This is a genomic window from Bradyrhizobium sp. UFLA05-89, from assembly GCF_059803475.1.
Genome location: NZ_JBANBA010000014.1, coordinates 65,481 through 87,581, shown reverse-complemented (window position 1 = coordinate 87,581; position 22,101 = coordinate 65,481). Strand labels below are relative to the sequence as shown.

At 64.0% G+C, this 22,101-nt stretch carries 21 protein-coding genes and 1 pseudogene; 14 read left to right on the top strand and 8 right to left on the bottom strand.

All coding sequences use genetic code 11. The features are described from left to right. Window positions 1–14 precede the first annotated feature (14 nt). The 4 genes and pseudogenes from SO139_RS10400 to SO139_RS10385 all read left to right on the top strand — a co-directional run bounded on the left by SO139_RS10400 (window position 15) and on the right by SO139_RS10385 (window position 4,299). Window positions 15–1,404: pseudogene (locus SO139_RS10400) on the top strand (tetratricopeptide repeat protein). Window positions 1,405–1,653: 249 nt separating this feature from the next. Next, entirely contained in the window at window positions 1,654–3,576 is a 1,923-nt protein-coding gene (locus SO139_RS10395; RefSeq protein ID WP_449379372.1) for a propionyl-CoA synthetase, read from the top strand. Window positions 3,577–3,797: 221 nt separating this feature from the next. After that, window positions 3,798–4,067 (top strand): hypothetical protein, encoded by a 270-nt coding sequence (locus tag SO139_RS10390; RefSeq protein WP_449379371.1) that lies wholly within the window; start codon window positions 3,798–3,800, stop codon window positions 4,065–4,067. A gap of 25 nt (window positions 4,068–4,092) precedes the next feature. After that, entirely contained in the window at window positions 4,093–4,299 is a 207-nt protein-coding gene (locus tag SO139_RS10385; RefSeq protein ID WP_449379370.1) for a DUF6494 family protein, read from the top strand. 51 nt (window positions 4,300–4,350) lie between these two features. On the opposite strand, the gene SO139_RS10380 is transcribed toward SO139_RS10385, so the two are convergent. Beyond that, window positions 4,351–4,533, bottom strand: a complete 183-nt coding sequence (locus SO139_RS10380) for a hypothetical protein (RefSeq protein WP_449379369.1) — start codon at window positions 4,531–4,533, stop codon at window positions 4,351–4,353. Between the two features lie 292 nt (window positions 4,534–4,825). Further along, window positions 4,826–5,518 carry a DUF1013 domain-containing protein gene (locus tag SO139_RS10375; RefSeq protein WP_449379368.1) on the bottom strand — a complete coding sequence of 231 codons (693 nt, stop codon included), beginning with the start codon at window positions 5,516–5,518 and terminating at the stop codon, window positions 4,826–4,828. A gap of 244 nt (window positions 5,519–5,762) precedes the next feature. On the opposite strand from SO139_RS10375, the gene ispH reads away from it, so the two are divergent. The 4 genes from ispH to SO139_RS10355 all read left to right on the top strand — a co-directional run bounded on the left by ispH (window position 5,763) and on the right by SO139_RS10355 (window position 9,389). Further along, window positions 5,763–6,731 (top strand): 4-hydroxy-3-methylbut-2-enyl diphosphate reductase, encoded by a 969-nt coding sequence (ispH, locus tag SO139_RS10370; RefSeq protein WP_498540013.1) that lies wholly within the window; start codon window positions 5,763–5,765, stop codon window positions 6,729–6,731. Between the two features lie 6 nt (window positions 6,732–6,737). After that, entirely contained in the window at window positions 6,738–7,733 is a 996-nt protein-coding gene (locus tag SO139_RS10365) for a homoserine kinase (protein WP_474799460.1), read from the top strand. Further along, the gene (rnhA, locus tag SO139_RS10360; protein WP_449379365.1) at window positions 7,730–8,194 is read left to right on the top strand and encodes a ribonuclease HI; all 465 of its coding nucleotides are present in this window, start codon (window positions 7,730–7,732) and stop codon (window positions 8,192–8,194) included. The genes SO139_RS10365 and rnhA overlap by 4 nt, the downstream gene beginning before the upstream one ends. 193 nt (window positions 8,195–8,387) lie before the next feature. Then, window positions 8,388–9,389, top strand: coding sequence for an IS5 family transposase (locus tag SO139_RS10355; protein ID WP_474799458.1), 1,002 nt, complete (start codon window positions 8,388–8,390; stop codon window positions 9,387–9,389). Window positions 9,390–9,548: 159 nt separating this feature from the next. Here SO139_RS10355 and SO139_RS10350 read toward each other — a convergent pair whose 3' ends face one another. The 6 genes from SO139_RS10350 to SO139_RS10325 form a co-directional block, all read right to left on the bottom strand. Continuing rightward, a complete protein-coding gene (locus SO139_RS10350) occupies window positions 9,549–10,034 on the bottom strand; it encodes a peroxiredoxin (protein ID WP_027520654.1) in 486 nt (161 codons plus the stop codon). A gap of 110 nt (window positions 10,035–10,144) precedes the next feature. Further along, window positions 10,145–10,699 carry a DUF924 family protein gene (locus SO139_RS10345; RefSeq protein ID WP_449379364.1) on the bottom strand — a complete coding sequence of 185 codons (555 nt, stop codon included), beginning with the start codon at window positions 10,697–10,699 and terminating at the stop codon, window positions 10,145–10,147. 12 nt (window positions 10,700–10,711) lie between these two features. Next, the gene (locus SO139_RS10340; protein ID WP_449379363.1) at window positions 10,712–12,397 is read right to left on the bottom strand and encodes a long-chain fatty acid--CoA ligase; all 1,686 of its coding nucleotides are present in this window, start codon (window positions 12,395–12,397) and stop codon (window positions 10,712–10,714) included. Between the two features lie 189 nt (window positions 12,398–12,586). After that, complete coding sequence (locus SO139_RS10335; protein ID WP_449379362.1) at window positions 12,587–14,047, bottom strand: D-alanyl-D-alanine carboxypeptidase family protein; 1,461 nt, start codon at window positions 14,045–14,047, stop codon at window positions 12,587–12,589. 181 nt (window positions 14,048–14,228) lie between these two features. Further along, a complete protein-coding gene (locus tag SO139_RS10330; protein ID WP_449379361.1) occupies window positions 14,229–16,025 on the bottom strand; it encodes a glucan ABC transporter ATP-binding protein/ permease in 1,797 nt (598 codons plus the stop codon). Between the two features lie 91 nt (window positions 16,026–16,116). Then, a complete protein-coding gene (locus tag SO139_RS10325; RefSeq protein ID WP_449379360.1) occupies window positions 16,117–17,175 on the bottom strand; it encodes an ABC transporter substrate-binding protein in 1,059 nt (352 codons plus the stop codon). Window positions 17,176–17,403: 228 nt separating this feature from the next. On the opposite strand from SO139_RS10325, the gene SO139_RS10320 reads away from it, so the two are divergent. The 6 genes from SO139_RS10320 to SO139_RS10295 all read left to right on the top strand — a co-directional run bounded on the left by SO139_RS10320 (window position 17,404) and on the right by SO139_RS10295 (window position 22,098). Then, on the top strand, window positions 17,404–17,775 hold the full coding sequence (locus SO139_RS10320) for a hypothetical protein (RefSeq protein ID WP_498540012.1): 372 nt from the start codon (window positions 17,404–17,406) through the stop codon (window positions 17,773–17,775). A 105-nt stretch (window positions 17,776–17,880) separates the two neighbouring features. Further along, on the top strand, window positions 17,881–18,285 hold the full coding sequence (gene hisE, locus SO139_RS10315) for a phosphoribosyl-ATP diphosphatase (RefSeq protein ID WP_449379358.1): 405 nt from the start codon (window positions 17,881–17,883) through the stop codon (window positions 18,283–18,285). A gap of 45 nt (window positions 18,286–18,330) precedes the next feature. Continuing rightward, entirely contained in the window at window positions 18,331–18,933 is a 603-nt protein-coding gene (locus tag SO139_RS10310; RefSeq protein ID WP_449379357.1) for a YqaA family protein, read from the top strand. 63 nt (window positions 18,934–18,996) lie between these two features. Further along, complete coding sequence (locus tag SO139_RS10305) at window positions 18,997–19,536, top strand: hypothetical protein (protein WP_449379356.1); 540 nt, start codon at window positions 18,997–18,999, stop codon at window positions 19,534–19,536. 39 nt (window positions 19,537–19,575) lie between these two features. Next, a complete protein-coding gene (locus tag SO139_RS10300; protein WP_449379355.1) occupies window positions 19,576–20,976 on the top strand; it encodes an aspartate ammonia-lyase in 1,401 nt (466 codons plus the stop codon). Between the two features lie 153 nt (window positions 20,977–21,129). After that, window positions 21,130–22,098: an NAD(P)H-dependent flavin oxidoreductase gene (locus tag SO139_RS10295; RefSeq protein WP_474799453.1), complete on the top strand. Its 969-nt coding sequence runs from the start codon at window positions 21,130–21,132 to the stop codon at window positions 22,096–22,098. Window positions 22,099–22,101 lie beyond the last annotated feature (3 nt).

The window sequence follows — 22,101 nt, the reverse complement described above, 5'->3', positions numbered from 1 at the left end:
CACGGAGCCACGCCATGTGCGGTCCGCATCAACCTGGGCAATTCTCGTTTCTTGCCAGATCCGCGCTGCTCGGCGCAGGCCTTGTGCTGGGCCTCGCGCTTACCGGCAGTCCGGCCGTGGCGGGCGGCATATCCGTCGATTGCGTGCTCGGCAGCAACGAGCCCATTCCGCAGCTCATCGCGGCCTGCACGACGATCATCGACCAGACCGCAAATGCGGCCGTCGACCGCGCCGCGGCGCTGGTGGTGCGCGCCGATGCCGATGCAAAAACCTCCGGCGGCTCGGCGGGCGCCTTGAAGGATCTCGACCGCGCCATCGCGCTCGATGGCAGGAACGCGCGCGCCTTTCGCCTACGCGGCGATCTCCTGCGCGAGGCCGGCGGCGATCTTGGCCGCGCCGCGGCCGACCTCAGCAAGGCCATCGAGCTCGATCCGCAGGATGCCGAAGCGTACGAGCTGCGCGGCATCGTCTACACCAGCCAGCGCCGCCTCGACCGGGCGCTTGCGGACTATGACCAGGCGATCAAGTTGCAACCGGGCTATGCGCAGGCCTGGTCCGATCGCGGCGCGACTTATTATCTCCGCGGCGACCATGAGAAGGCCATCCGGGATCTCAGCGAAGCGCTGCGGCTCGATCCGAACCACGCGCGCAGCTACACCAACCGTGGCGCCGCCTACAAAAAGCTCGGTCAGCTCGATAAGGCCATTGCCGACGACGGCGAGGCGATCCGGCTCGATCCCACGGAAGCGGAATTCTACGATAATCGCGGCCTGTCCTACGCGGCGAAGGCCGAGTACGACAAGGCGATCGCCGACTACGACCAGGCGCTCAAGCTGGAGCACCGACCGAACTTCTTCACAAACCGCGGCGATTCCTACCAGTTCAAGGGCGAGCTCGGTGCTGCGCTCAGCGACTATGATGCCGCGCTCAAGCTCGATCCGAACTTCGCACTCACCTATAACAACCGAGCCGTGCTCTACGGCAAGATGGGGGAGCGCAAGAAAGCGCTGGCCGATTACGAGTCGGCGCTGCGGCTCGATCCCGGCAACGAGAATGCGGCCGATGGCCGCCGCACCATGATTGCCGAGATCGCCAAGTTCGGCGCCCAGCCGTCGCGCCCGCTGCATGCGCGGTCCGACGACGACAGCGGTCCGTCGTTCGATTGCTCCGCCGCAAAGCGCGAGGTCGAGAGGTCGATCTGCGCCGATCCGCAGTTGGGCTGCTCGACCGCCAGATCGCCGATACCTATGCGCGTGTGCTGAAATCGTCGAGCGGCCGCACCGCCGCCGACCTCCGCCGCACCCAGCGCGATTTCCTGAGTGCCCGCAACACGAATTTCGGCCGGCCGGTTACGATCTCAAGAAGGCCATGCAGGAGCGTTTGCAGCGGCTGACGGATAGCTGAGGTTGTTCTCTTCGCCTCGCCCCGCCCGCGGGGAGAGACCGGATCGCCTCGCAGATGCGATCCGGGTGAGGGGGAGCCTCCGCGAGTCCAGCTATGTTCGCCGAAAGACCCATCCTTTTCAGCTTGAACCGCCGCCCGTTCCCGGGAAAATACCCGCCAAACAGCGTGGGCAATTGACGCTGATCATGGCGGAACAGCGTTTTCGCCGTCAGGTCAAAGCCAGCGAAAAAGAGAAAACGGGAGCCGGGTATGAACGTCCAGGGAAGCCTCGAAGGAAAAGGCCGATATCACGAGGTCCATGCGCGCTCGCTGGCCGACCCCGAGAGGTTCTGGGCCGAGGCCGCGCAGGAGATCGACTGGATCGAACCTGCGAAGAAAGTTTTTGATCCCGCCCAGGGCACCTACGGCCGCTGGTTCGCAGGCGCCGTCGTCAACACCTGTTACAACGCGCTCGACCGCCACGTCGAACGCGGCCGCGCCGACCAGCTCGCCCTGATCCACGATTCCCCGCTCACGGGCAGCGTCACGAAATTGACCTATGCCGAACTCCTGAAAGAGGTGCAGGCGCTCGGCGCCATCATGCAGGATTTCGGGGTCGGGAAGGGCGATCGCGTTCTCCTCTACATGCCGATGGTGCCGGAGGCCGTGGTCGCCATGCTCGCCTGCGCGCGCATCGGCGCGGTGCATTCGGTGGTGTTCGGCGGCTTTGCCGCCAAGGAGCTCGCGACCCGCATCGACGATGCACAGCCGAAGCTGATCCTCTCCGCAAGCTGCGGCATCGAGCCGGGGCGCATCGTGCAGTACAAGCCGCTGCTCGATGAAGCGATCAAGCTCGCGACGGCGAAGCCGAAAGCCTGCATCATCCTGCAACGTCCACAGCTTGTTTGCGAGCTGACACCGGGTCGCGATTATGACTGGGCGAGCCTGCGCCGCAAGGCGCTGAACGACGGCAAGCGCGCGCCCTGCGTGCCGGTCGCGGCCACCGATCCGCTCTATATCCTCTATACGTCGGGCACGACCGGCATTCCCAAGGGCGTGGTGCGCGACAATGGCGGGCATCTGGTCGCGGTGAAATGGTCGATGTTCAACCTCTACGGTGTCAAGCCGGGCGAGGTCTGGTGGTGCGGCTCCGACATCGGCTGGGTGGTCGGCCACAGCTACATCGTCTACGGTCCGCTGATCCATGGCGCGACCACGGTCATGTATGAAGGCAAGCCGGTCGGCACGCCCGACGCGGGCGCGTTCTGGCGCGTGATTTCAGAGCACAACGCGGTGGCGCTGTTCACCGCGCCGACCGCCTTCCGCGCGATCCGCAAAGAGGATCCGGACGGAAAATTCATCCGGCAATACGACCTGTCGAATTTCCGCACGCTGTTCCTCGCCGGCGAGCGCGCCGACCCGCCGACGGTGGAATGGGCGGAAGAGCAGTTGAAGGTGCCTGTCATCGACCACTGGTGGCAGACCGAGACCGGCTGGTGTATCGCCGGCAACCCGGTGGGCTTAGGTCAGCTGCCGGTGAAGCACGGCTCGCCGACCGTGCCGATGCCGGGCTATCAGGTCGACGTGGTGGACGAGGCTGCCAAGCCCGTTGGCGCCAACACCATGGGCTCGATCGTCATCAAGCTCCCGATGCCGCCTGGCTGCCTGCCGACGCTGTGGAATCAGGACGCGCGTTTCAAGGAAGCCTACCTGACCGAATTCCCCGGTTACTACAAAACCTCCGATGCCGGCTACAAGGACGAGGACGGCTATGTCTGGGTCATGGGCCGTACCGACGACATCATCAATGTCGCTGGCCATAGGCTTTCCACCGGCGGCATGGAGGAGATTCTCGCCTCGCATCCTGATGTTGCCGAATGCGCTGTGCTCGGCATCAAGGACGCAATCAAGGGCGAGGTCCCCTGCGGCTTCCTGGTGCTGAAGGCGGGCGTCAAGCGCGCGCCAGCCGAAATCGAAAAGGAGATCATCGCGCTGGTGCGCGACAAGCTCGGCCCCGTGGCGGCCTTCAAGCTCGCCATCACCGTCGGCCGCCTACCCAAGACGCGCTCCGGAAAAATCCTGCGCGGCACCATCAAGAAGATTGCCGACGGCGAATCCTGGACCATGCCGGCCACCATCGAGGATCCCAAGGTGCTGGATGAAATCGGGGATGCCTTGAAGGGGAGGGTGTGAGGCGAAGCGCACTCTACGAGCGTAACAGGACGCCATCGCTTCGACCTCCGCTGTCATTCCCCGCGAAAGCGGGGAATCCAGTACGCCGCGCCCTCTCCGGATCTCTCGGGGTCTCTGGAATACTGGATGCCCTCGCCTTCGCGGGGCATGACGAGCGCACGTTGCAGGACTTACAATCTCCTCATTCCGCGCTACAGAGTGCCGGCAATCGAGGACCCGTTATGCCCATCACGACCGCGTCGCGCCTTCTCACTGCTGTTCTGCTTGCGCTGGCCCTGTCCGCCTGTGCCGCGCGCAACCAGGCGCCGGTGGCGATGGGCAACGACGATGACGACGCCGTCTGCCAGGGCCGCGGCTATGCGCAGGGCTCGCCCGAATACGTTGCCTGCCGCAAGGACCGCGATGTCCAGCGCAGTGCCGCGACGGCCCGTGCCGATCGCCGCCAACGCGATCTTGGTGAGTACATGCTCAACCATCCGGAACGGCCGTAAGTCGTTCCGGTCAACGGAGGCCGTCATGAACGAGGACCAGTTCAACACGTCCTTGCGCAAATTCCTCAAGCAAGTCGGCGTCACTTCACAGCGCGAGATCGAGAAGGCCGTGCGCGATGCGATCGCGGCAGGCAGGATCACGGGTCACGAGAAGCTGAAGGCGAAGATGGTGCTGACCATCGACGGCGTCGGGCTCGTCCACGAGGTCGACGACGCGATCGAGCTGGGCTGATCTGCCCGTGCGAGCCCTATATTGACGGCTCCCGTGATGACGGAGATGCATCTAGTCGTGGGCCGTCCGGGGATGCCGCTCATGGAGCAGCTTAGCCAGTGGATCACGGTCCGCAGGATGATCCTTCAGGGCAGCGTCGAAGAGGGCCTCCTGAACGTAGCGGGGCATATCGCCCCAGACCGCCAGAACCGCGCGCCCGAGCATCACAGCAAAGCGTTCTTCGTCGAGTTGCATCGCACATCCTCCGCGCGGATCAATGCGACATCGACCGCATCGTTCCGGAGGGGGGACGGGCGATGATATCGTCGAAGCTGCTCGCTGTATTGTCACTGCCCGGCCTTGCCCGGGCGATCCAGTATTCCAGCGACAGCGATGGTTGGACCGAGAGGCCGCAGCTTACTGGATGCCGCTTTCGCTTTCGCGGGGCATGACAACGGAAAATCGGCTGGATCGTGCTCTCAAACAAAAACGCGGCGGGTTGGCCGCCGCGTTGAAATGATTTTCGACGATCGGCCGAGGAGCGAAACTACTCCTCTTCCTCCTGCTTCTTGCCGCCGAGCGTCTTCAGCTTGGCGAACACGGCGTCGACGTTGAGGTCGTCGCTGCTCTTCTCCGCCGGCTCGTATTCGTCCTTCTTCGTGGTTTCGGAGGCCGGCAGCAGGGTGGCGCCGCCATAGGCCGCGTCGACCGGCTTTTCCTTGGCTGCACGCGCCACCTCGAAATCGAGCTCAATCTGCGAGCAGAGGCCGAGCGTGACCGGGTCGATCGGCGTCAGCTGGGAGGTGTTCCAGTGGGTGCGATCCCGGACGCTGGCGATGGTGCTTTTGGTGGTGCCGACCAGTCGCATGATCTGGGCGTCCTTGAGCTCGGGATGGCTGCGCAGCAGCCAGAGGATGGCGCTCGGGCGCTCGTGGCGGCGCGACACTGGGGTGTAGCGCGGCCCCTTGCGCTTGGGCTGGGGCGGCAGCACCACCTTGCTCTCCTGGAGGCGGAGCCGGTAGTCGGGGTTCTTCTCGCCCTTCTCAATCTCCTCGCGGGTCAACTGGCCGTTGGAGAGGGGATCCATGCCCTTGATGCCCTGGGCGGCGTCGCCGTCGGCGATCGCGCGCACCTCCAGGGGGTGCATCTTGGTGAAATCGGCGACCTGATCGAAGGTCAGCGCCGTGTTGTCGAGCAGCCAGACGGCGGTCGCCTTGGGCATCAGAGGTGCGTTGCTCATGGGCAAATCTCCTTTGTGCTTCGCCCACCTCTTTGGAGGCGAAACCGGGGGTCATCAGCGATGACGGGAATTAACGCCTATATAAGCCGTGAGGGGCCATTCACGCAATGGTTCTGCTATAGATAGTGCCTTGACAGCGCCCGAAAGGGGGCCCAAGTCCCTAGCAGTCCGTGCCAAGCCCTATTTCATCCATCGACCGTTCCCGGCCCATCGGCCGAGGGTGATTCGGTCCCGAGATCGCTTCATGTCAGCTAAACCAGACCTCAACATCGTGCTTTGTTCTCCCCGCGGCTTCTGCGCGGGGGTGGTGCGGGCCATCGACACCGTGGAGCGGGCGCTCACCATGTATGGTGCCCCGGTCTATGTTCGCCATGAGATTGTGCACAACAAATATGTCGTGGACGGGTTGAAGAAGAAGGGCGCGATTTTCGTCGAGGAGCTGGCTGAAATCCCGGAAAATACCACTGCGCCCGTGGTGTTTTCGGCCCATGGCGTGCCGAAGTCAGTTCCGGCCGACGCGCAATCCCGCAACCTCTTCTCGCTGGATGCGACCTGCCCGCTGGTGACCAAGGTGCACCGCGAGGCCGCGATCCACTTCAAGCGTGGCCGCGAGATCTTCCTGATCGGCCATTCCCATCATCCCGAGGTGGTCGGCACCCTCGGCCAGCTCCCGGCCGGCGCCGTGACCCTGATCGAGACCGCCGAGGACGCCAAGACCATCGCCCCGAAGGATCCGAACAACCTCGCCTTCGTGACCCAGACCACGCTGTCGATCGACGACACTGCGGAGATCGTGGCGCTCCTGAAGGAGCGCTTCCCGAACATCAATGGGCCGCACAAGGAAGACATCTGCTACGCCACCACCAACCGCCAACTCGCGGTGAAGAAGGTGGCCCCCGTGGTCGATGCATTGATCGTGGTCGGCGCGCCGAACTCGTCGAACTCGCAGCGCCTGCGCGAGGTCGCTGAGCGCGAGGGCTGCAACATCGCCGTGCTGGCGCAGCGCGCCGCCGACATCGACTGGGATCGTTTCGGCAACATCAAGAGCCTCGGCATCACCGCGGGCGCCTCGGCGCCGGAGGTAATCGTCGAGGAGATCATGGATGCCTTTGCCGAGCGCTACACACTACATGTGGAGACGGTGTCGGCCGCGGAAGAGAACGAGTTCTTCCCGCTGCCGCGCTCGCTGCGCCCCGAAGCCGCTGCCGAGTAATCTTGTATGGCGGTCTACACCGATGTCGCCGCCGACGAGCTTGCGGATTACTTAAGCCAATACGATCTCGGCGAACTCCTGTCCTACAAGGGCATCGCCGAAGGCGTCGAGAACTCCAACTTCCTGCTGCACACGAGCCAAGGAAACAATCAAGCCTCGTTCATCCTCACGCTCTACGAGAAGCGCGTGGCGAAGAACGACCTGCCGTTCTTCCTCGCGCTGATGACGCACCTGGCCGAACACGGCATTAACTGCCCGCTGCCGGTGAAGGGCAAGGACGGCGAGGCGCTGCGCGAGCTTGCGGGACGGCCGGCGGCGATCATCACCTTTCTCGAAGGCGTCTGGCCGCGCAAGCCGAACGCCACGCATTGCGCGGGTGTCGGCGAGGCGCTGGCGAAGATGCATCTGGCCGGCGCCAATTTCCCGGTTCGGCGCGCCAACGCGCTCTCGGTGTCCGGCTGGCGGCCGCTGTTCGACCAGGCCGCAGCACGCGCCGACGAGGTGCAGCCAGGCCTGCGTGCATTCCTCGAAGTCGAGCTCGACCATCTCTCGAGCGGTGTCTGGCCTAACAACCTGCCCGAGGGTGTGATCCACGCCGACCTGTTCAATGACAACGTCTTCTTCCTCGGCGACAAGCTCTCCGGGATCATCGACTTCACCTTCGCCTGCAACGACATGTTCGCCTATGACGTCGCGATCTGTCTCAATGCCTGGTGCTTCGAGCCGGATCACTCCTTCAACGTCACCAAGGCGCGCGCCTTCCTCAATGCCTATGGGCGCGTCCGCAAGTTGACTGAGGCGGAGGAAGCCGCGCTGCCGCTGCTGGCGCGCGGTGCGGCGATCCGCTTCCTGCTGACGCGGCTGGTCGACTGGCTGAACGTGCCATCGGGTGCGCTGGTGCGCCCCAAGGACCCGATGGAATACGTCCGCAAGCTGCGCTTCCACCGGAGCGTTTCGAGCGTGCGTGACTATGGCCTCTTGCCGTCAGGACTGGTCGCGTGAGCGAGCTGCCCAATGTCACGATCTTCACGGACGGCGCGTGCTCGGGAAATCCCGGGCCCGGCGGCTGGGGCGCAATCCTGAGGTTCGGCGACAAGGAGAAGGAGCTGAACGGTGGCGAGCGCCACACCACCAACAACCAGATGGAGCTGATGGCGGCGATCTCGGCGCTCGAAGCCCTGAAGAAGCCCTGCACCGTCGATCTCTACACCGACAGCCAATATGTCCGGCAGGGCATCACCGGCTGGATCCATGGCTGGAAGCGCAACGGCTGGCGCACCGCCGACAAGAAGCCAGTGAAGAACGTCGAGCTCTGGCAGCGCCTCGACACAGCGCTGAAGGCGCATGAGGTGCGCTGGCACTGGGTCAAGGGACACGCCGGCCACCCCGAAAACGAGCGCGCTGACCAACTCGCACGTGACGGGATTGCGATGGCGAGGATGCAGCAGAGAGTGAGGGAGTAGGGCGCGGTCATCGTAGCGATGCCGCCTCAACCTCAGTCGTCATCGCCCGGCTTGACCGGGCGATCCAGTACGCTGCGGCGGTCGCAATGAAATCTCGACGTCTCTGGAATACTGGATGCCCCGCCTTCGCGAGGGCTTTGCATAAGTTGGCGCGAGATGATTCTCTTTTCCGAAGGATTCGCGGGAGAGGATCATGGCGGAGCGGCAGATCGGCCAGTTGAGCTTTACCGACGGTTTGTTGGCTGATGCAGGGCGGGCCAACGTCGCGCTGCAGCGGGTCTCGGAACTGGTCGACTGGAGTGCGGTGGATGGTCTGCTGAGCGGTTTGCGTAGCGGCTCGATGGGCGCTCCCGGCTACCCCTCGCTGGCGCTATTCAAGGCGTTATTGCTGCAGCAATGGTATGGACTGTCGGATCCTGGGCTTGAGGAAGCCTTGGTCGACCGGCTGTCGTTCAGGCGTTTCCTGGGCCTCTCCCTGAGTGATCCGGTGCCGGACCATTCGACGCTGTGGCGTTTCCGGGAGCAGTTGGCCAAGAGCGGGTTGGCAGAGCGGGCGTTTGCCATCATCACGGCACAGATCGAGAAGTCTGGATTTGTCCTGAAGCGCGGCACGCTGATTGATGCTTCGCTGATCCGTTCCTCCGTTAATCCCCCCGAACCGCCAAGCACTCCGCCGCCTCCAGATGCCGACGGCAGGCCTGGAAGCAAGCTGGTCGGAAGCCCGCTCGATCCGGATGCCGCCTGGACCAGGAAGGAGAACAAATACTTCTTCGGCTACAAGGCGCATGTCGCGATGGATCAAGGTAGCCGGATTGTACGGCGAGCCATCTTCACGCCCGCCAACGTCAATGAGACCGTACCTGCGGACGAACTGATCTGTGGAGACGAGGCGACGGTTTATGCTGACAAAGCCTATGACAACAAGGCTCGTCGAGTGCGACTAAGAGATCTCGGCATTCGCGACGGCATCGCGCGACGAGGCAACCGCTGGCACCAGATGCCTCGATGGACGGTTCGTCGCAACGAGATCATCTCCCGCGTCCGAGCGCCGGTCGAGCCGCTGTTCGCGCTACTGAAGAATACATATCGCTTCGCACGCGCTCGTCATCGCGGCCTTGCCCGCAATGCCACAGCCTTCTATCTCGCCCTTGCCGCCATGAACCTCAAGCGCTGGACCATCTTGAACCCGACCTAGGCCGGTGCCGGGCAGACCCGCCCGGCCCATCTTCGATCCTGCCGACGCGCCTCTGCCCCGAGAAACGAGTGCCGTTTCCGATCTTCGCGCCAACTTATGCAAAGCCCTCGCCTTCGCGGGGCATGACAGTCGTTTGTTTGGCTTAAGTTGAGTCGCGCCTTACAGCTGCCCGAGCAGCGTATCGCCGCCAGATACCTCGACCTTGCCGGGCATTGCCTCGAGGTTCAGTTTCTTCACGACGCCGTCCTCGACCAGCATCGAGTAGCGCTTGGAGCGGATGCCGAGACCGTTGGCGGAGGCGTCAAGCTCCATGCCGATCGCCTTGGTGAAGTCGGCATTGCCGTCTGCGAGGAAGGTCGCCTCATCGCGCTGGTCGGTGTCGCGTTTCCAGGCGTTCATGACGAAGGCGTCGTTGACCGAGACGATCGCGATCGTGTCGACGCCCTTGTCCTTGATGGCATAGGCGTTGAGGAAGATGCTCGGCAGATGCATCTTGTGGCAGGTGCCGGTGTAGGCACCGGGCACCGCGAACAGCGCCACCTTCTTGCCTTTGAAAATGTCATCGGTCGATTTGACCTGCGGACCCTCCGCCGTCATCACGCGGAATTTCGCCTCGGGCAGCTTGTCGCCAATCTGGATCGCCATCGTCAGTTCTCCCTGGAATTCGGTTCCGCTTTGTAGACCGGGCGGCCGGGCCGCACAATATTTCCGATGCGCAAGGGGACGAAAGCTCTCCGCCCTTCACCGTGATGTCATCAACCGGAAAAGCCGCCACCATCCAGGAACGCTTGCTCGTCCGGCGTGGAGCAGCGGCCGAGGATGCGATTGCGGTGAGGGAAGCGTCCGAACCGGTGGATGATGTCGGCGTGCTCCTCGGCGTATTTCAGGTTGTCGCTGCTGTCGATTTTTCGGAACAGCGCGACGCAGTGCAGTTGGTCGGGCAAATGCTCGGAATGCATGAACGGCAGGTAGAAGAATTCGCGCAAGGCTGGATCGACCCGTCCGTCGGCGCCGCGGGCGAGCGCTCGGCGGGCCACCTCGCGCGCCAGCGCGTCGCTCGCGTAGGTCAGCGCGTCGCCGCGGAACATGTTGCGGGGAAACTGGTCGAGCACGATGACGAGCGCCAGCGCACCGTCATCGCTGGCCTCCCACGACGACAAGCCTCCATTCGCCGCGCGCTGCCACAGCTCCAGAAAGCGGCTGCGGATTTCGGCGTCGAAATCATCGTCGCGCTTGTACCAGCGCTCGCCGCCGGCCTCGCGCCAGAAGGCGAGGACGCCGGCCGGCGCGATGTCGTTGGCATCAGGCATCGAGGGGCTGGCTTACGCCGCCTCGGCCTTCTTCTCGTCGCGGAGCTGCCGACGCAAAATCTTGCCGACATTGGTCTTCGGCAGCTCGCTCCGGAACTCGATGTGCTTGGGCACCTTGTAGCCGGTGAGCTGCTCGTGACAGTACTTGATCACGTCCTCGGCCGTCAGGTTCGGGTCCTTCTTCACCACGAAGGCCTTCACCGCCTCGCCCGATTTCGCGTCGGGAATGCCAATCACCGCGCATTCGAGCACGCCCGGATGGCTCGCGATCACTTCCTCGATCTCGTTCGGATAAACGTTGAAGCCCGAGACCAGGATCATGTCCTTCTTGCGATCGACGATCTTGATATACCCCTTCTCGTCCATCACGCCGATGTCGCCGGTGCGGAAGTAGCCGTCCGTGGTCATGACCTTGGCGGTCTCCTCCGGCCTGTTCCAGTAGCCTGACATCACCTGAGGGCCCTTGGCGCAGATTTCGCCGGGCTGTCCCAGCGCCACCTCGTTGCCGTCGTCGTCACGGATCGAGATCCAGGTCGAGGGCACGGGAATGCCGATCGAGCCGGAGAACTCATTCGTGGTCGCCGGATTGCAGGTGAGTGTCGGCGCGGTCTCGGACAGGCCGTAGCCTTCCGCGATGAAGCAGCCGGTCACCGCCTTCCACTGCTCGGCGACCGGGCGCTGCACGGCCATGCCGCCGCCGTTGGAGATCTTGAGTTTGGAGAAGTCGAGCTTCTTGAAGTCGGGATGGTGCATCAGGCCGTTGTAGAGCGTGTTGACCGCCGGGAAGCTGTTGACCTGGTACTTCGCCAGCTCCTTGATGAAGCCGGGGATGTCGCGCGGGTTGGGGATCAAAAGATTGCAGCCGCCGGCACGCACCGCGAGCAGGTAGCAGGCCGTCAGCGCGAAGATGTGATAGAGCGGGAGCGCGCAGACGATCATGAGGTGATCGACATGCGGCGGCGCGGCGACCGCCGGCTGTAGCCACGCGTCGTTCTGCAGCACGTTGGAGACGATGTTGCGGTGAAGCAGCGTGGCGCCTTTGGAGACGCCGGTCGTGCCGCCGGTATATTGCAGGAAAGCGACGTCGCCGGGCGACAGTTTTGGCTTGTTGAAGGTCGCGCTGCGGCCCGCTGCCAGCGCATCGTTGAAGGCGATTGCACCCGGCAGCGAATACGCCGGCACCATTTTCTTCACGCGGCGAACGACGAGGTTGACGATCACGCCCTTGAAGCCGAGCAGGTCGCCCATGCTTGCCATGACGACGTGCTTGACGGACGTCTTGGCGATCACCTGCTCGACGGTGTGGGCAAAATTCTCCAGCACGATGATGGCTTCGGCGCCGGAATCCTTGAGCTGGTGCTCGAGCTCGCGCGGCGTATAGAGCGGGTTGACGTTGACGACCGCGAAGCCCGCGCGCAGCACGGCCGCAGTCGCGACCGGATATTGCAGCACGTTCGGCATCATGATCGCGACGCGCGCGCCGCGTTGCAGGCCGCGGCTCTGCAAATAGGAGGCAAGCGCCAGAGACATCTGGTCGAGGTCGCGGTAGCTGATCGCCTTGTCCATGCAGATGAAGGCCTTGCGGTCGGCGAACTTCGCAAAGCTCTCCTCCAGGAGGTCGACCAGCGATGCGTATTGCGTCGGCTCGATATCGGCTGGCACGCCGGGCGGATATTGTTTGAGCCAGATGCGCTCCATAGGTACTCCCCTCCTAAACCAGAGCCCGATGTGTCTCAGGCTTGCCTCGTTGCACGCAGTATTGAGCCTGCCGCAACCGGTGGCAAGCGGTTGAGGCTTAGGACAAGGGGCCGGAAGTGGCTACTGGAATCGTCGCAAACCGCGCTGTCGCAGTTGCGAAGTGCGGGTGAAGGGCCGGCCGGCGGGCCGTTAACTGTTGTTGGGCGCAGGCTTGGCCGCGGGCTTGGCGGTTGCCTTCGGCTTGGCAGGCTTGGCCGCGGAGTCGCCGTTCGCCGCAGGCTTTTCCGGGGGCTTCGCGGCCGTGTCGGGCTTGGCATTGGCGTGCTTGACCGGCTTGGCTGCGGGTTTGGCTTCACCCTTCGCATCCGGCTTGGCATCAAGCTTGGCGCTCGACTTGGCGTCCTTGCCCGCATCTTTCGGCTTGTCGGTCGCCTCAGGCTTCTTCGCCGCAACGCGCGACTTCTTGCCTCGCGCCTTTGGGGTCGCCTGCTGGTCGGCATCGGCCGCGACCGCCGCAATCAGGGCGGCGCCGCTTCGCGTCGGCCCGGTATAGACCGGCACCGGCTCGGCGGGCGCTGCGGCCGAGGCGAGCAAGTCGGACGCCTTCATCATGGGCGGTTGCAGGCCGGCGGTGAAGAACGTCACCTGGGCTTCGCCGCCCGTCAGGGACGTCGATCCGCCCGTGCCGCCATTGGTTGCGATCAGCGCATCGTCGTCGTCGCTGGCCGGGCGCTTGCGGTGGCCGCCGCACATCTCGTCGCGCAGGTTCGGCGGCGAGGCGTCGACCGGCGCGAGGCTGTCGACCGTGCCGAGCGCGGGACGCAGCCACGACAGCGTGTCCTGCGAGAAGCCGCGCTCCAGAAGCTGAGCCGCCTTGACCGCGCGCGCGGTGCCGGAATTGGCGCCGAGCACCACCGCGATCAGCCGTCGACCGTTGCGGGACGCTGATGCCACGAGGTTGTAACCGGAGGCGCAGATGAAGCCGGTCTTGAAACCGTCGGCGCCGGGATAACGGCCGATCAGCTTGTTGAAGTTCGGCGTGATGCGCTTGCCGAAGCGGATCGCCGGGATGTGCACGAAATACTCGTATTCCGGCAGGTCACGCAGGAACGAGCGCGCCAGGATTCCAAGATCGCGCGCCGAGGTGATCTGGCCGTCGGCGGGCAGCCCGTTCGGATTGACGTAGCTCGTCTGCGTCATGCCGAGCTTCGAGGCGGTCTGGTTCATCATTGCGGAGAAGCCGTCGATCGAACCACCGACGCCCTCGGCGAGCACCACGGCCATGTCGTTCGCCGACTTGACCATCATCATCTTCAGCGCGTTGTCGACGGTGACCTGCGTGCCGGGACGAAAGCCCATCTTCGAGGGCGATTGCGAAGCCGCTGTCGGTGAGACCGTCAGCAGCGAGTCGAGCGTGAGCTTGCCGTCCTTCACCGCCTTCAGCGTGACGTAGGCGGTCATGATCTTGGTTACCGAGGCCGGATACCAGGGAATGGTCGCATTCTCCGCCTGCAAGACCTTGCCGCTGTCGGCCTCGATCAGAAGCAGCGCCTCGGCGCGCGCGTCGCGCGGCGCAAGCAACGTCAGCGCGGCGGCCACGATGGCCAGGTTCAGCGGGGCAAGGCGAAGCAGCGGGCGAAAGAAGTGCACTATCCGATTCCGGTCCTTGGAGAGCCGCCCGATAATGCGGTTCTCATGATCTGAGGTTCGGGTTTGAAGCGTAGGTCAGCGCCGCCGCTTGCGGCGGGTGCAAACCTATACCGGCTCGTTCACCGAGAACAGGGGGCCTGACCGGGTATTCAGCGATGAAATAGGCCGAATTTCGACGGTTTTACTGGGAGGTCACAGCCGGGGCTGCGGCCTCCGCCGCTGTCACGCTCGTCCGTGCACTTTCCTGCACCATGAACTGGGCCCTGGCGAGCGCGGCGAAATGGCCGCCTTTGGCCACGAGTTCATCGAAAGTTCCGCTTTCGATCACGCGGCCACTGTCGAACACCAGGATCCTCGTGGCATTGCGGATGGTGGAGAGGCGATGGGCGATCACGAAGGTGGTGCGGCCTCGCATCACTTCATCGAGAGCAGCGTTGACCTTCGCCTCGGTGACGGCATCGAGCGCGCTGGTGGCCTCGTCCAGGATCAGGATTGGCGGGTCCTTCAGCAGCGCACGCGCGATCGACAGCCGCTGCCGCTCGCCGCCGGACAGCATGCGGCCGCGCTCGCCCGCGTTGGTCTCGAAGCCGCCGCTGCGCTCGATGAATTCGAGCGCCTGCGCGCGCTCGGCCGCGAGCCGCATATCCGCGTCGGTTGCGTCCGGCTTGCCGACGCGCAAATTCTCCGCGATCGAGCGGTTGAACAGCAGCGCTTCCTGGAACACCACGCCGATGTTCCGCCGCAGCGCCGTGAGCGTTACCCCGCGCACATCCATGCCGTCGATCTTGATGAAGCCCGATTGCGGATCGAACGCACGATGCAGAAGCGCGATCGCGGTCGACTTGCCGGCGCCGGTCGGGCCGACCAGCGCGATCGTCTGTCCGGGCAGCGCGGTGAAGGAGAGATCCTCGACCGCCGGCCGCTTGCCGTCATAGGAGAAGGTGACGTCGTGGAATTCGACGAGGCCCGACAGGCGCCCGACGTCGATCGCATCGGGCCGGTCGTGCACGGCGGGCACGGCATCGAGCACGTTGAAGAATTCGCGTAAGCGCGGCGCCTCCATGAAGACGTTGTTGACGAAGCTCACGACCTGCTCGAGCTTCTGGATCAAAAGCGTTGCAAAGCTCACGAACATCACGATCTCGCCGACCGTCGTCAGTCCCTGGTCGTGCAGCGCGATTCCGAGCGTGAAGATCGCGAGCACCGTGATGGTGGTGGAGGCGCGCGTGATCACGGTGACGAGCGCCCACCAGGACAGCACCGGCATTTGCGCGGCGAGCAACTGGTCGGCAACGAAGCGCAGTCCCTGCACCTCGGCTTCGACGCGGACGAAACTCTGCACCAGCGCCACGTTGCCGAGCGCGTCGGAGGCGCGCGCAGAGAGGTCGCTATAGTGCTCCTCGACCGTCATCTGCATGCCGTAGGTCTTGCGCACGACGAAGGTCGTCAGCGCCGTGAATACGACGCAGAGCGCGAACAGCAGGATGGCGAGCCGCCAGTTCAGATAGAGCGACAGCGGCAGTAGCACGAACACCGACAGGATCGCGGCAAAATGCTCGCGGAAGAAGCCGAGCCACAGCCGCCACAACGCATCCGTGCCGTTGAGCATCACCTTCATCAGCCGCCCGGAATGGGTGCCGGAGTGGAAGGTCAGAGGCAGTTGCAAAATGTGCTCGAAATAGCTCGTCAGCACGGCCTGGCGCTGGCGATGGGCAAGCCGGTCGGCATGCAGCGCCACCAGCGCGCTACAGCCGATCGTGAACAGCCCGAACGCGACCCAGGCGAACAGGAATGGCCATGCGGAGTTCGAGCCTGCGACGGTCTTGCCGGAGAGCACGTCGACGATCTTGCCGAACAGCACGGGCTCGGCGAACTGCGCCGTCGCGAGCAGCAGATTGGCGATCGCCAGCAGCCAGCCCAGCCGCGCCTCCTTGCCGAGCAACTCGAGAACGCGGGTGTAGAGACGAAGGATCGACATGAAGGTACAGCACTCGCGCGGGCGGGATCGAACGAGGTGGCATTCTAATCAGGGATGGGGCGCAAGATACAGCCGAAGCTCTCAGTTTTATTCAATTGATCAGCCGGCCAGCCATCGGCGGCAGGAACTGTTCGTCGAAAATATCGCTCGCAGTGGGGCGCCTGCGGAACTTGAAATCCTGCGCGATCTGGTCGATCGCGCGATCCAAGCGCGCGGGATCGACGCCGCCGAGACCGTTGCGGCGGACGTCATCGGTCAGGATGTTGTCGGCAAGCACGGTGGATAGCCTTGCGAGCTCGAGGTCGCGCACGCCGTCCTCCATCCGGCTGACGACCTCGTCGACAGCGCGCTCCGGCTCCTTGACCGTTGCATTGAGTCCGCCGATCAGCGCGCGCACGAAACCTTTCACGGCGTCCGGCTTCGACGCGGCAAAGGACGGGTTCACCACCACGGCAAAGCCATAGGCCTCGCAGCCATAATCGGCATAGCGCAGCACCGCGAGATCGTCGGCGGGCACGCCGCGGTCGCGCAAATTCACGGCCGACAAATAGCTGAAGCCGGCGACGGCATCGACCTGTCCGGCGGACAGGATCGGCTCGCGCACCGCTGCACTCATCTTGTAGAATCTCACACGCGCCGCATTGATGGCATTCTGACGCGCGAGCGCCGGCCACAGCCGGATCGACAAATCGCTGTCGGCAACGCCGACCGTCTTGCCCTCGAGGTCGGATAGCGTATGGATGCCGCGGCTCCTGCGCGCGACGATCGCGTAGGGCGCCCGGTTGAACAGCACGAACACGGCCTTGATCGGCGGGGCATCTGGCCTGTCGCGAAAGCGGATCAATTCGTTGATGTCGACGAGAGCGAGATCACTGTCGCCCCTGGCGATTCGCGCAAGCGCCTCTGGCGAGCCTGCGGCGTTGCTGAACGACACGGTGAGGTGCTCGGCGCCGAACAACCCGTCCTTCGCCGCCATGAAGAACGGCGCCATGCTCGATTCAATCGGGCGGTCGAAAGAGAACTGGATCGCGGCATGCCGCGCCGTGTCGTCCGCGGCGCTTGCCGGGCGCGGGCGCGGACACGCCAGTAGCGCGAGCCCGATCCAGAGAGCCAACAGACAGTGGGAGATGAATTTCGGGCATGCGCGCATGAATTCGCGCCGGACTAGCGTTGCTTCTTTTTGTGACGCTTGCAAAGCGCCGGCAGTCGTCATCCTGGCCCATCAAACCTGAACGGTTGATGAGCGGAATGTGTCACGATTTCGCAATCTCTGCGCGAATTTGTCGCCGTTCAGCTTCTGTTGGGGTTGGGGAACCCAACATGGGATGCGCGGGTTTTAGAGAGATAAGCCCGTCCGCAGGCACCCATGGAGGCCGATATGTTTGACCGAATTTCCACGACGATTGGCCGCAAGGCCGTACTCGCCACCGTCGCCGTAGTGGCGCTGACCATCGCCGCGCCCTCGACGTCCTTCGCCGGAGGTCGCCACTGGCATGGTGGCGGTGGAGCGGCCGCTGCGGCGGCCTTTGCCGGCATCGTCGGCACCGGGCTTGCGATCGCTGCCACCCGCGATGCCTACGCCTATGACTATGGCGGACCCGCCTACTATGGCGGGCCAACCTATTACGGTGGGCCGGCTTACTACAGCGGCTCGGGCTACTACGGGAGCGATCCGAACTACCCCTATAATGGCAATGTCGGTCGCGATCCCTTTGCGACTTGCAGCCGAAGCGGCGCCGGCTGTTGGTAAGCTGTTGACCACGATAAGCCGGCGCGGTTGCCGCGCCGGCTCAAATTTTGCTTTTATTGTCAGACGTTAACACGTCCACCATTGGTTTAGAGTAGTTTTGAGTACATGAGTGATTCGCTTGAGCGGCTATATCTGGCTGTGCTCGCGGCCAGGGATCTTGATCCGGCAACATCGCGTACCGCCCGGCTGTTTCAGCGTGGCCCGGCCAAAATGGCGAAAAAACTTGCCGAGGAAGCCATCGAGGTGGTCATCGATGCCGTTCATGGCGATAGCGAAGCCGTGATCCGGGAAAGCGCCGACCTGCTCTACAATCTCACCGTGCTCTGGGCCTCGGCCGGCGTGCGACCCGAGGACGTCTGGCGCGAGATGGCGCGGCGGGAAGACATGCTGGGTATCGCCGAGAAGCTGCCGAAATCGCCGATGAAGCTGCCCAAAGTCGCCTCACCCGGCGTTGCCGCCCGGCGGCCAATTGTCGCGCTCGAGGGTCGGACGGCGCGCAAGCGCCACTAGAAGCGCTACAAATCGGCCCCATCTCGCCATGGACAAATCGCTCCCATGGTGCTTCATCGCGGCGCCATGCTGAAACGTATCTACGACTGGTGCATCGACTCCGCCCACAAGCCCTACGCGCTCTGGATCATGGGCGCCGTGGCCTTTGCAGAAAGCTCGTTCTTTCCTGTCCCCCCGGACGTGATGCTGATCCCGATGTCGCTGGCGCGCCCGCAGCGCGCCTGGGTCTACGCCGCGGTCTGCACCGCGACTTCGGTGCTGGGCGGCATGCTTGGCTATGCCATCGGCGCGCTGCTCTATGACTCGGTCGGCCACTGGCTGATCCAGGTCTACGGCCTCGGCGACAAGGTTGATGCGTTCCGGGCTTCCTATGCCGAATGGGGCGCGGTGATCATCCTGCTCAAGGGCCTCACGCCGATCCCCTACAAGCTCGTCACAATCACGTCGGGCTTCGCCGGCTACAACATCGGGCTATTCATTCTGTGCTCGATCATCGCGCGTGGCGGGCGCTTCTTCGTCGCCGCAGTACTTCTCAACCGGTACGGCGACTGGATCCGGGTCAGGATCGAGCGGCATCTCGCCTTGTGGGTGGCGATCGGCGCCGCGGTGCTGGTGCTCGGCTTCGTGGTTGCGATCAAGCTGATCTGATCAACTTATCCGATCGCGCGGCAGGCGCTTTGCCGGCGCGCTGGCTTCGGCTACGGTTGGGCCATGATGGTTCGATCCGGCAACCCGGTCACGCGACTCCGGATGATTGTGACAGCAGCGCTATTCCTTCCGCCTTGCGCCGGCGGGCCCGGATGGGCACAGTCAACGGCGCCGTCGCTCGGCCTTCAAGAGGCCGGACCGCAGGCTTCGCCGCCGCAATCAACTCCCGCGGCATCAGCCCCACCGGCGCGCGAGGAGAATCCCGGGCTGGTCAACGAAATCGGTAAGCTGTTCGACAAGCTGCCCTCGATCCTGCCGCCGATCAAAAGTCCGAGCGAGACCATCGACGACCTGTCGCGCATGGCAATGCCATCGACCATGGTGTCGGGGCGCGCGGCCTGCCCGGCCTCCGCAAACGGCGCGCCGGATTGCAAGCAGGCTGCCGACAGGCTCTGCCAGGGCAAAGGCTACAAGGAAGGCAAGAGCCTGAACGCTGACTCCGCGCAGAGCTGCTCAGCAAAGGTCTTGATTCCCGGCAGAACCCGCAAGCCGGATGACTGCCGCACCGATACGTTCGTCACCAGCGCGCTGTGCCAGAACTGAGGCGATGACCTGCGCGCCAGCAAACCACAAGGAGCGCCTATGAGCCGTACGGAGCAGGACTTCCTCGGACAGCGTGAGATCGCCGACAACATCTACTACGGCGTCCAGACCATCCGCGGGAAGGAGAACTTCCACATCACCGGCATTCCGATGAACCAGGAGCCTTACTTCGTGAAGGCGCTTGGCTACGTCAAGAAGGCCGCCGCGATGGCCAATCGCGACCTCGGCGCGATCGACGCCAAGGTAGCGGACGCGATCATCCTCGGCTGCGATCGCGTCATCGCCGGCGACATGATGGATCAGTTCGTCACCGATTTCATCCAGGGCGGCGCCGGCACCTCGACCAACATGAACGCCAACGAGGTGATCGCCAACCTCGCGCTGGAATCGCTCGGCTTCGGCAAGGGCGACTATCAGCACGTCAGCCCGAACGACCACGTCAATTACGGCCAGTCGACCAACGACACCTATCCAACCGCTTTCCGTCTGGCGCTGATCCTGCGGCTTGAAAGCTACATGACGGCGCTGCGGCAGTTGCAGGAGGCGTTCTTCGCCAAGGGGCGCGAGTTCGATCGCGTGCTGAAGATGGGACGCACACATCTCCAGGACGCAGTGCCGATGTCGCTCGGCGCCGAGTTCCGCGGCTGGGGCACGACGATCGGCGAGGAGGTGGATCGCATCTCGGAAGCTCGTGCATTGTTGCGCGAGATCAATCTCGGCGCCACCGCGATCGGCACGTCGGTCACAGCGGCGGTCGGATATCCCAAGCTCGCCGTCAGGCACCTGAGCGCGCTGACCGGCGTCGACTTCGTGCTCGCCGGCGATCTCGTCGAGGCGACGTCGGACACCGGCGCCTATGTGCAGCTCTCCGGCGTCTTGAAGCGCACCGCGAGCAAGCTCACCAAGATCTGCAACGACATTCGCCTGCTGGCCTCGGGCCCGCGCGCCGGCTTCAACGAGATCAACCTGCCGCAGCTTCAGCCGGGCTCGTCGATCATGCCCGGCAAGGTCAATCCGGTGATCCCCGAGGTCGTCAACCAGACCAGCTTCCTCGTCATCGGCCTCGACACCACGGTGACCCTCGCGGCCTCCGCGGGCCAGCTCCAGCTCAACGTGATGGAGCCGGTGATTTCGTTCGCGTTGTTCTTCTCGATCCGCACCATGGAGCGCGCGGTCAACAGCCTGCGCGAGAACTGCGTCGTCGGCATCACCGCCAACGAAGAGCACACCCGCAACATGGTGCTCAACTCGCTCGGCATCGTCACCGTGCTGAAGCCGCTGCTTGGCTACAAGCAGTGCGCCGAGATCGCCCGCGAGGGCTACAAGAGCGGCAAGTCGCTACACCAGATCGTGGTGGTCGAGCGCAAGCTGCTGACACAGGAGAAATGGGACGAGATGTTCTCGTTCGAGCGGCTGATCAATCCTGATCTGGGCGAGTGAGGCGCCGACGCTCGCGGTGAATTCCGCGACTTGGAATTGCGGTAACGACGTCCGGCGGACGGCGTGCAAACGCAATACTTGACAGTGGAAAGATTGCCTTGTTGGTATGGCGCCAAGCCTTCAACTCGTCCGCCAATAGAGGATCGCTCCGCAATGTCCATGCCTGCCTTGTTCAAAGGGCGTCTGTCGATCCCCGTGATCGGCTCGCCGCTCTTCATCATCTCGGTGCCCGATCTGGTGATCGCGCAGTGCAAGGCAGGTGTGGTCGGCTCGTTCCCGGCGCTGAACGCTCGGCCGCCGGAGCTGCTTGACGAGTGGCTGGCACGGATCACCGAAGAGCTCGCGGCCTATGACCGCGCGCATCCCGAGCGTCCTTCCGCGCCGTTCGCGGTGAACCAGATCGTACACAAGTCGAACAACAGGCTCGATCACGACATGGCGCTTTGCGCCAAGTACAAGGTGCCGATGCTCATCTCCTCGCTCGGCGCGCGCGAGGAGCTCAATCAGGCCGTGCATGGCTGGGGCGGCATCGTCTTCCACGACGTGATCAACCAGAAGTTCGCGCACAAGGCGATCGAGAAGGGCGCCGACGGCCTCATCCTGGTCGCGGCCGGCGCCGGCGGCCACGCCGGCACCATCTCGCCGCTCGCCTTCGTTGCCGAGACGCGAAAATGGTTCGACGGCCCGATCGCGCTGTCGGGCGCGATCGGCAACGGCAAGGCGATCCGCGCCGCGCGCATCCTCGGCGCCGACTTTGCCTATGTCGGCTCGGCCTTCATCGCCACGAAAGAGGCAAACGCGGTCGAGAAGTACAAGGAGATGATCGCGGGCTCGAGCGCCGACGACATCGTGTATTCCAATCTTTTCACCGGCGTGCACGGCAACTACCTGAAGCCGTCGATCCTCGCTGCCGGCATGGATCCGGAGAACCTGCCGACGTCCGACCCCTCCAAGATGAATTTCGGCACCGATGCTTCCGGCGAGCGCGCCAAGCCGAAGGCATGGAAGGAGATCTGGGGCTCGGGCCAGGGCATCGGCAGCGTCGAGGGAATCGTGCCCGCGGCCGAGCTGATCGCGCGCTTCAAGAAGGAATATGACGAAGCGATCGATCCGCCGCTGTGATGG

Bases quoted from the DNA above. Each gene is read 5' to 3' on its own strand.
- SO139_RS10395 (WP_449379372.1), top strand. From the start codon at position 1,654: ATGAACGTCCAGGGAAGCCTCGAAGGAAAAGGCCGATATCACGAGGTC.
- SO139_RS10390 (WP_449379371.1), top strand. From the start codon at position 3,798: ATGCCCATCACGACCGCGTCGCGCCTTCTCACTGCTGTTCTGCTTGCG.
- SO139_RS10385 (WP_449379370.1), top strand. From the start codon at position 4,093: ATGAACGAGGACCAGTTCAACACGTCCTTGCGCAAATTCCTCAAGCAA.
- SO139_RS10380 (WP_449379369.1), bottom strand. From the start codon at position 4,533: ATGCAACTCGACGAAGAACGCTTTGCTGTGATGCTCGGGCGCGCGGTT.
- SO139_RS10375 (WP_449379368.1), bottom strand. From the start codon at position 5,518: ATGAGCAACGCACCTCTGATGCCCAAGGCGACCGCCGTCTGGCTGCTC.
- ispH (WP_498540013.1), top strand. From the start codon at position 5,763: ATGTCAGCTAAACCAGACCTCAACATCGTGCTTTGTTCTCCCCGCGGC.
- SO139_RS10365 (WP_474799460.1), top strand. From the start codon at position 6,738: ATGGCGGTCTACACCGATGTCGCCGCCGACGAGCTTGCGGATTACTTA.
- SO139_RS10355 (WP_474799458.1), top strand. From the start codon at position 8,388: ATGGCGGAGCGGCAGATCGGCCAGTTGAGCTTTACCGACGGTTTGTTG.
- SO139_RS10350 (WP_027520654.1), bottom strand. From the start codon at position 10,034: ATGGCGATCCAGATTGGCGACAAGCTGCCCGAGGCGAAATTCCGCGTG.
- SO139_RS10345 (WP_449379364.1), bottom strand. From the start codon at position 10,699: ATGCCTGATGCCAACGACATCGCGCCGGCCGGCGTCCTCGCCTTCTGG.
- SO139_RS10340 (WP_449379363.1), bottom strand. From the start codon at position 12,397: ATGGAGCGCATCTGGCTCAAACAATATCCGCCCGGCGTGCCAGCCGAT.
- SO139_RS10330 (WP_449379361.1), bottom strand. From the start codon at position 16,025: ATGTCGATCCTTCGTCTCTACACCCGCGTTCTCGAGTTGCTCGGCAAG.
- SO139_RS10325 (WP_449379360.1), bottom strand. From the start codon at position 17,175: ATGCGCGCATGCCCGAAATTCATCTCCCACTGTCTGTTGGCTCTCTGG.
- SO139_RS10320 (WP_498540012.1), top strand. From the start codon at position 17,404: ATGTTTGACCGAATTTCCACGACGATTGGCCGCAAGGCCGTACTCGCC.
- hisE (WP_449379358.1), top strand. From the start codon at position 17,881: ATGAGTGATTCGCTTGAGCGGCTATATCTGGCTGTGCTCGCGGCCAGG.
- SO139_RS10310 (WP_449379357.1), top strand. From the start codon at position 18,331: ATGGTGCTTCATCGCGGCGCCATGCTGAAACGTATCTACGACTGGTGC.
- SO139_RS10305 (WP_449379356.1), top strand. From the start codon at position 18,997: ATGATGGTTCGATCCGGCAACCCGGTCACGCGACTCCGGATGATTGTG.
- SO139_RS10300 (WP_449379355.1), top strand. From the start codon at position 19,576: ATGAGCCGTACGGAGCAGGACTTCCTCGGACAGCGTGAGATCGCCGAC.
- SO139_RS10295 (WP_474799453.1), top strand. From the start codon at position 21,130: ATGTCCATGCCTGCCTTGTTCAAAGGGCGTCTGTCGATCCCCGTGATC.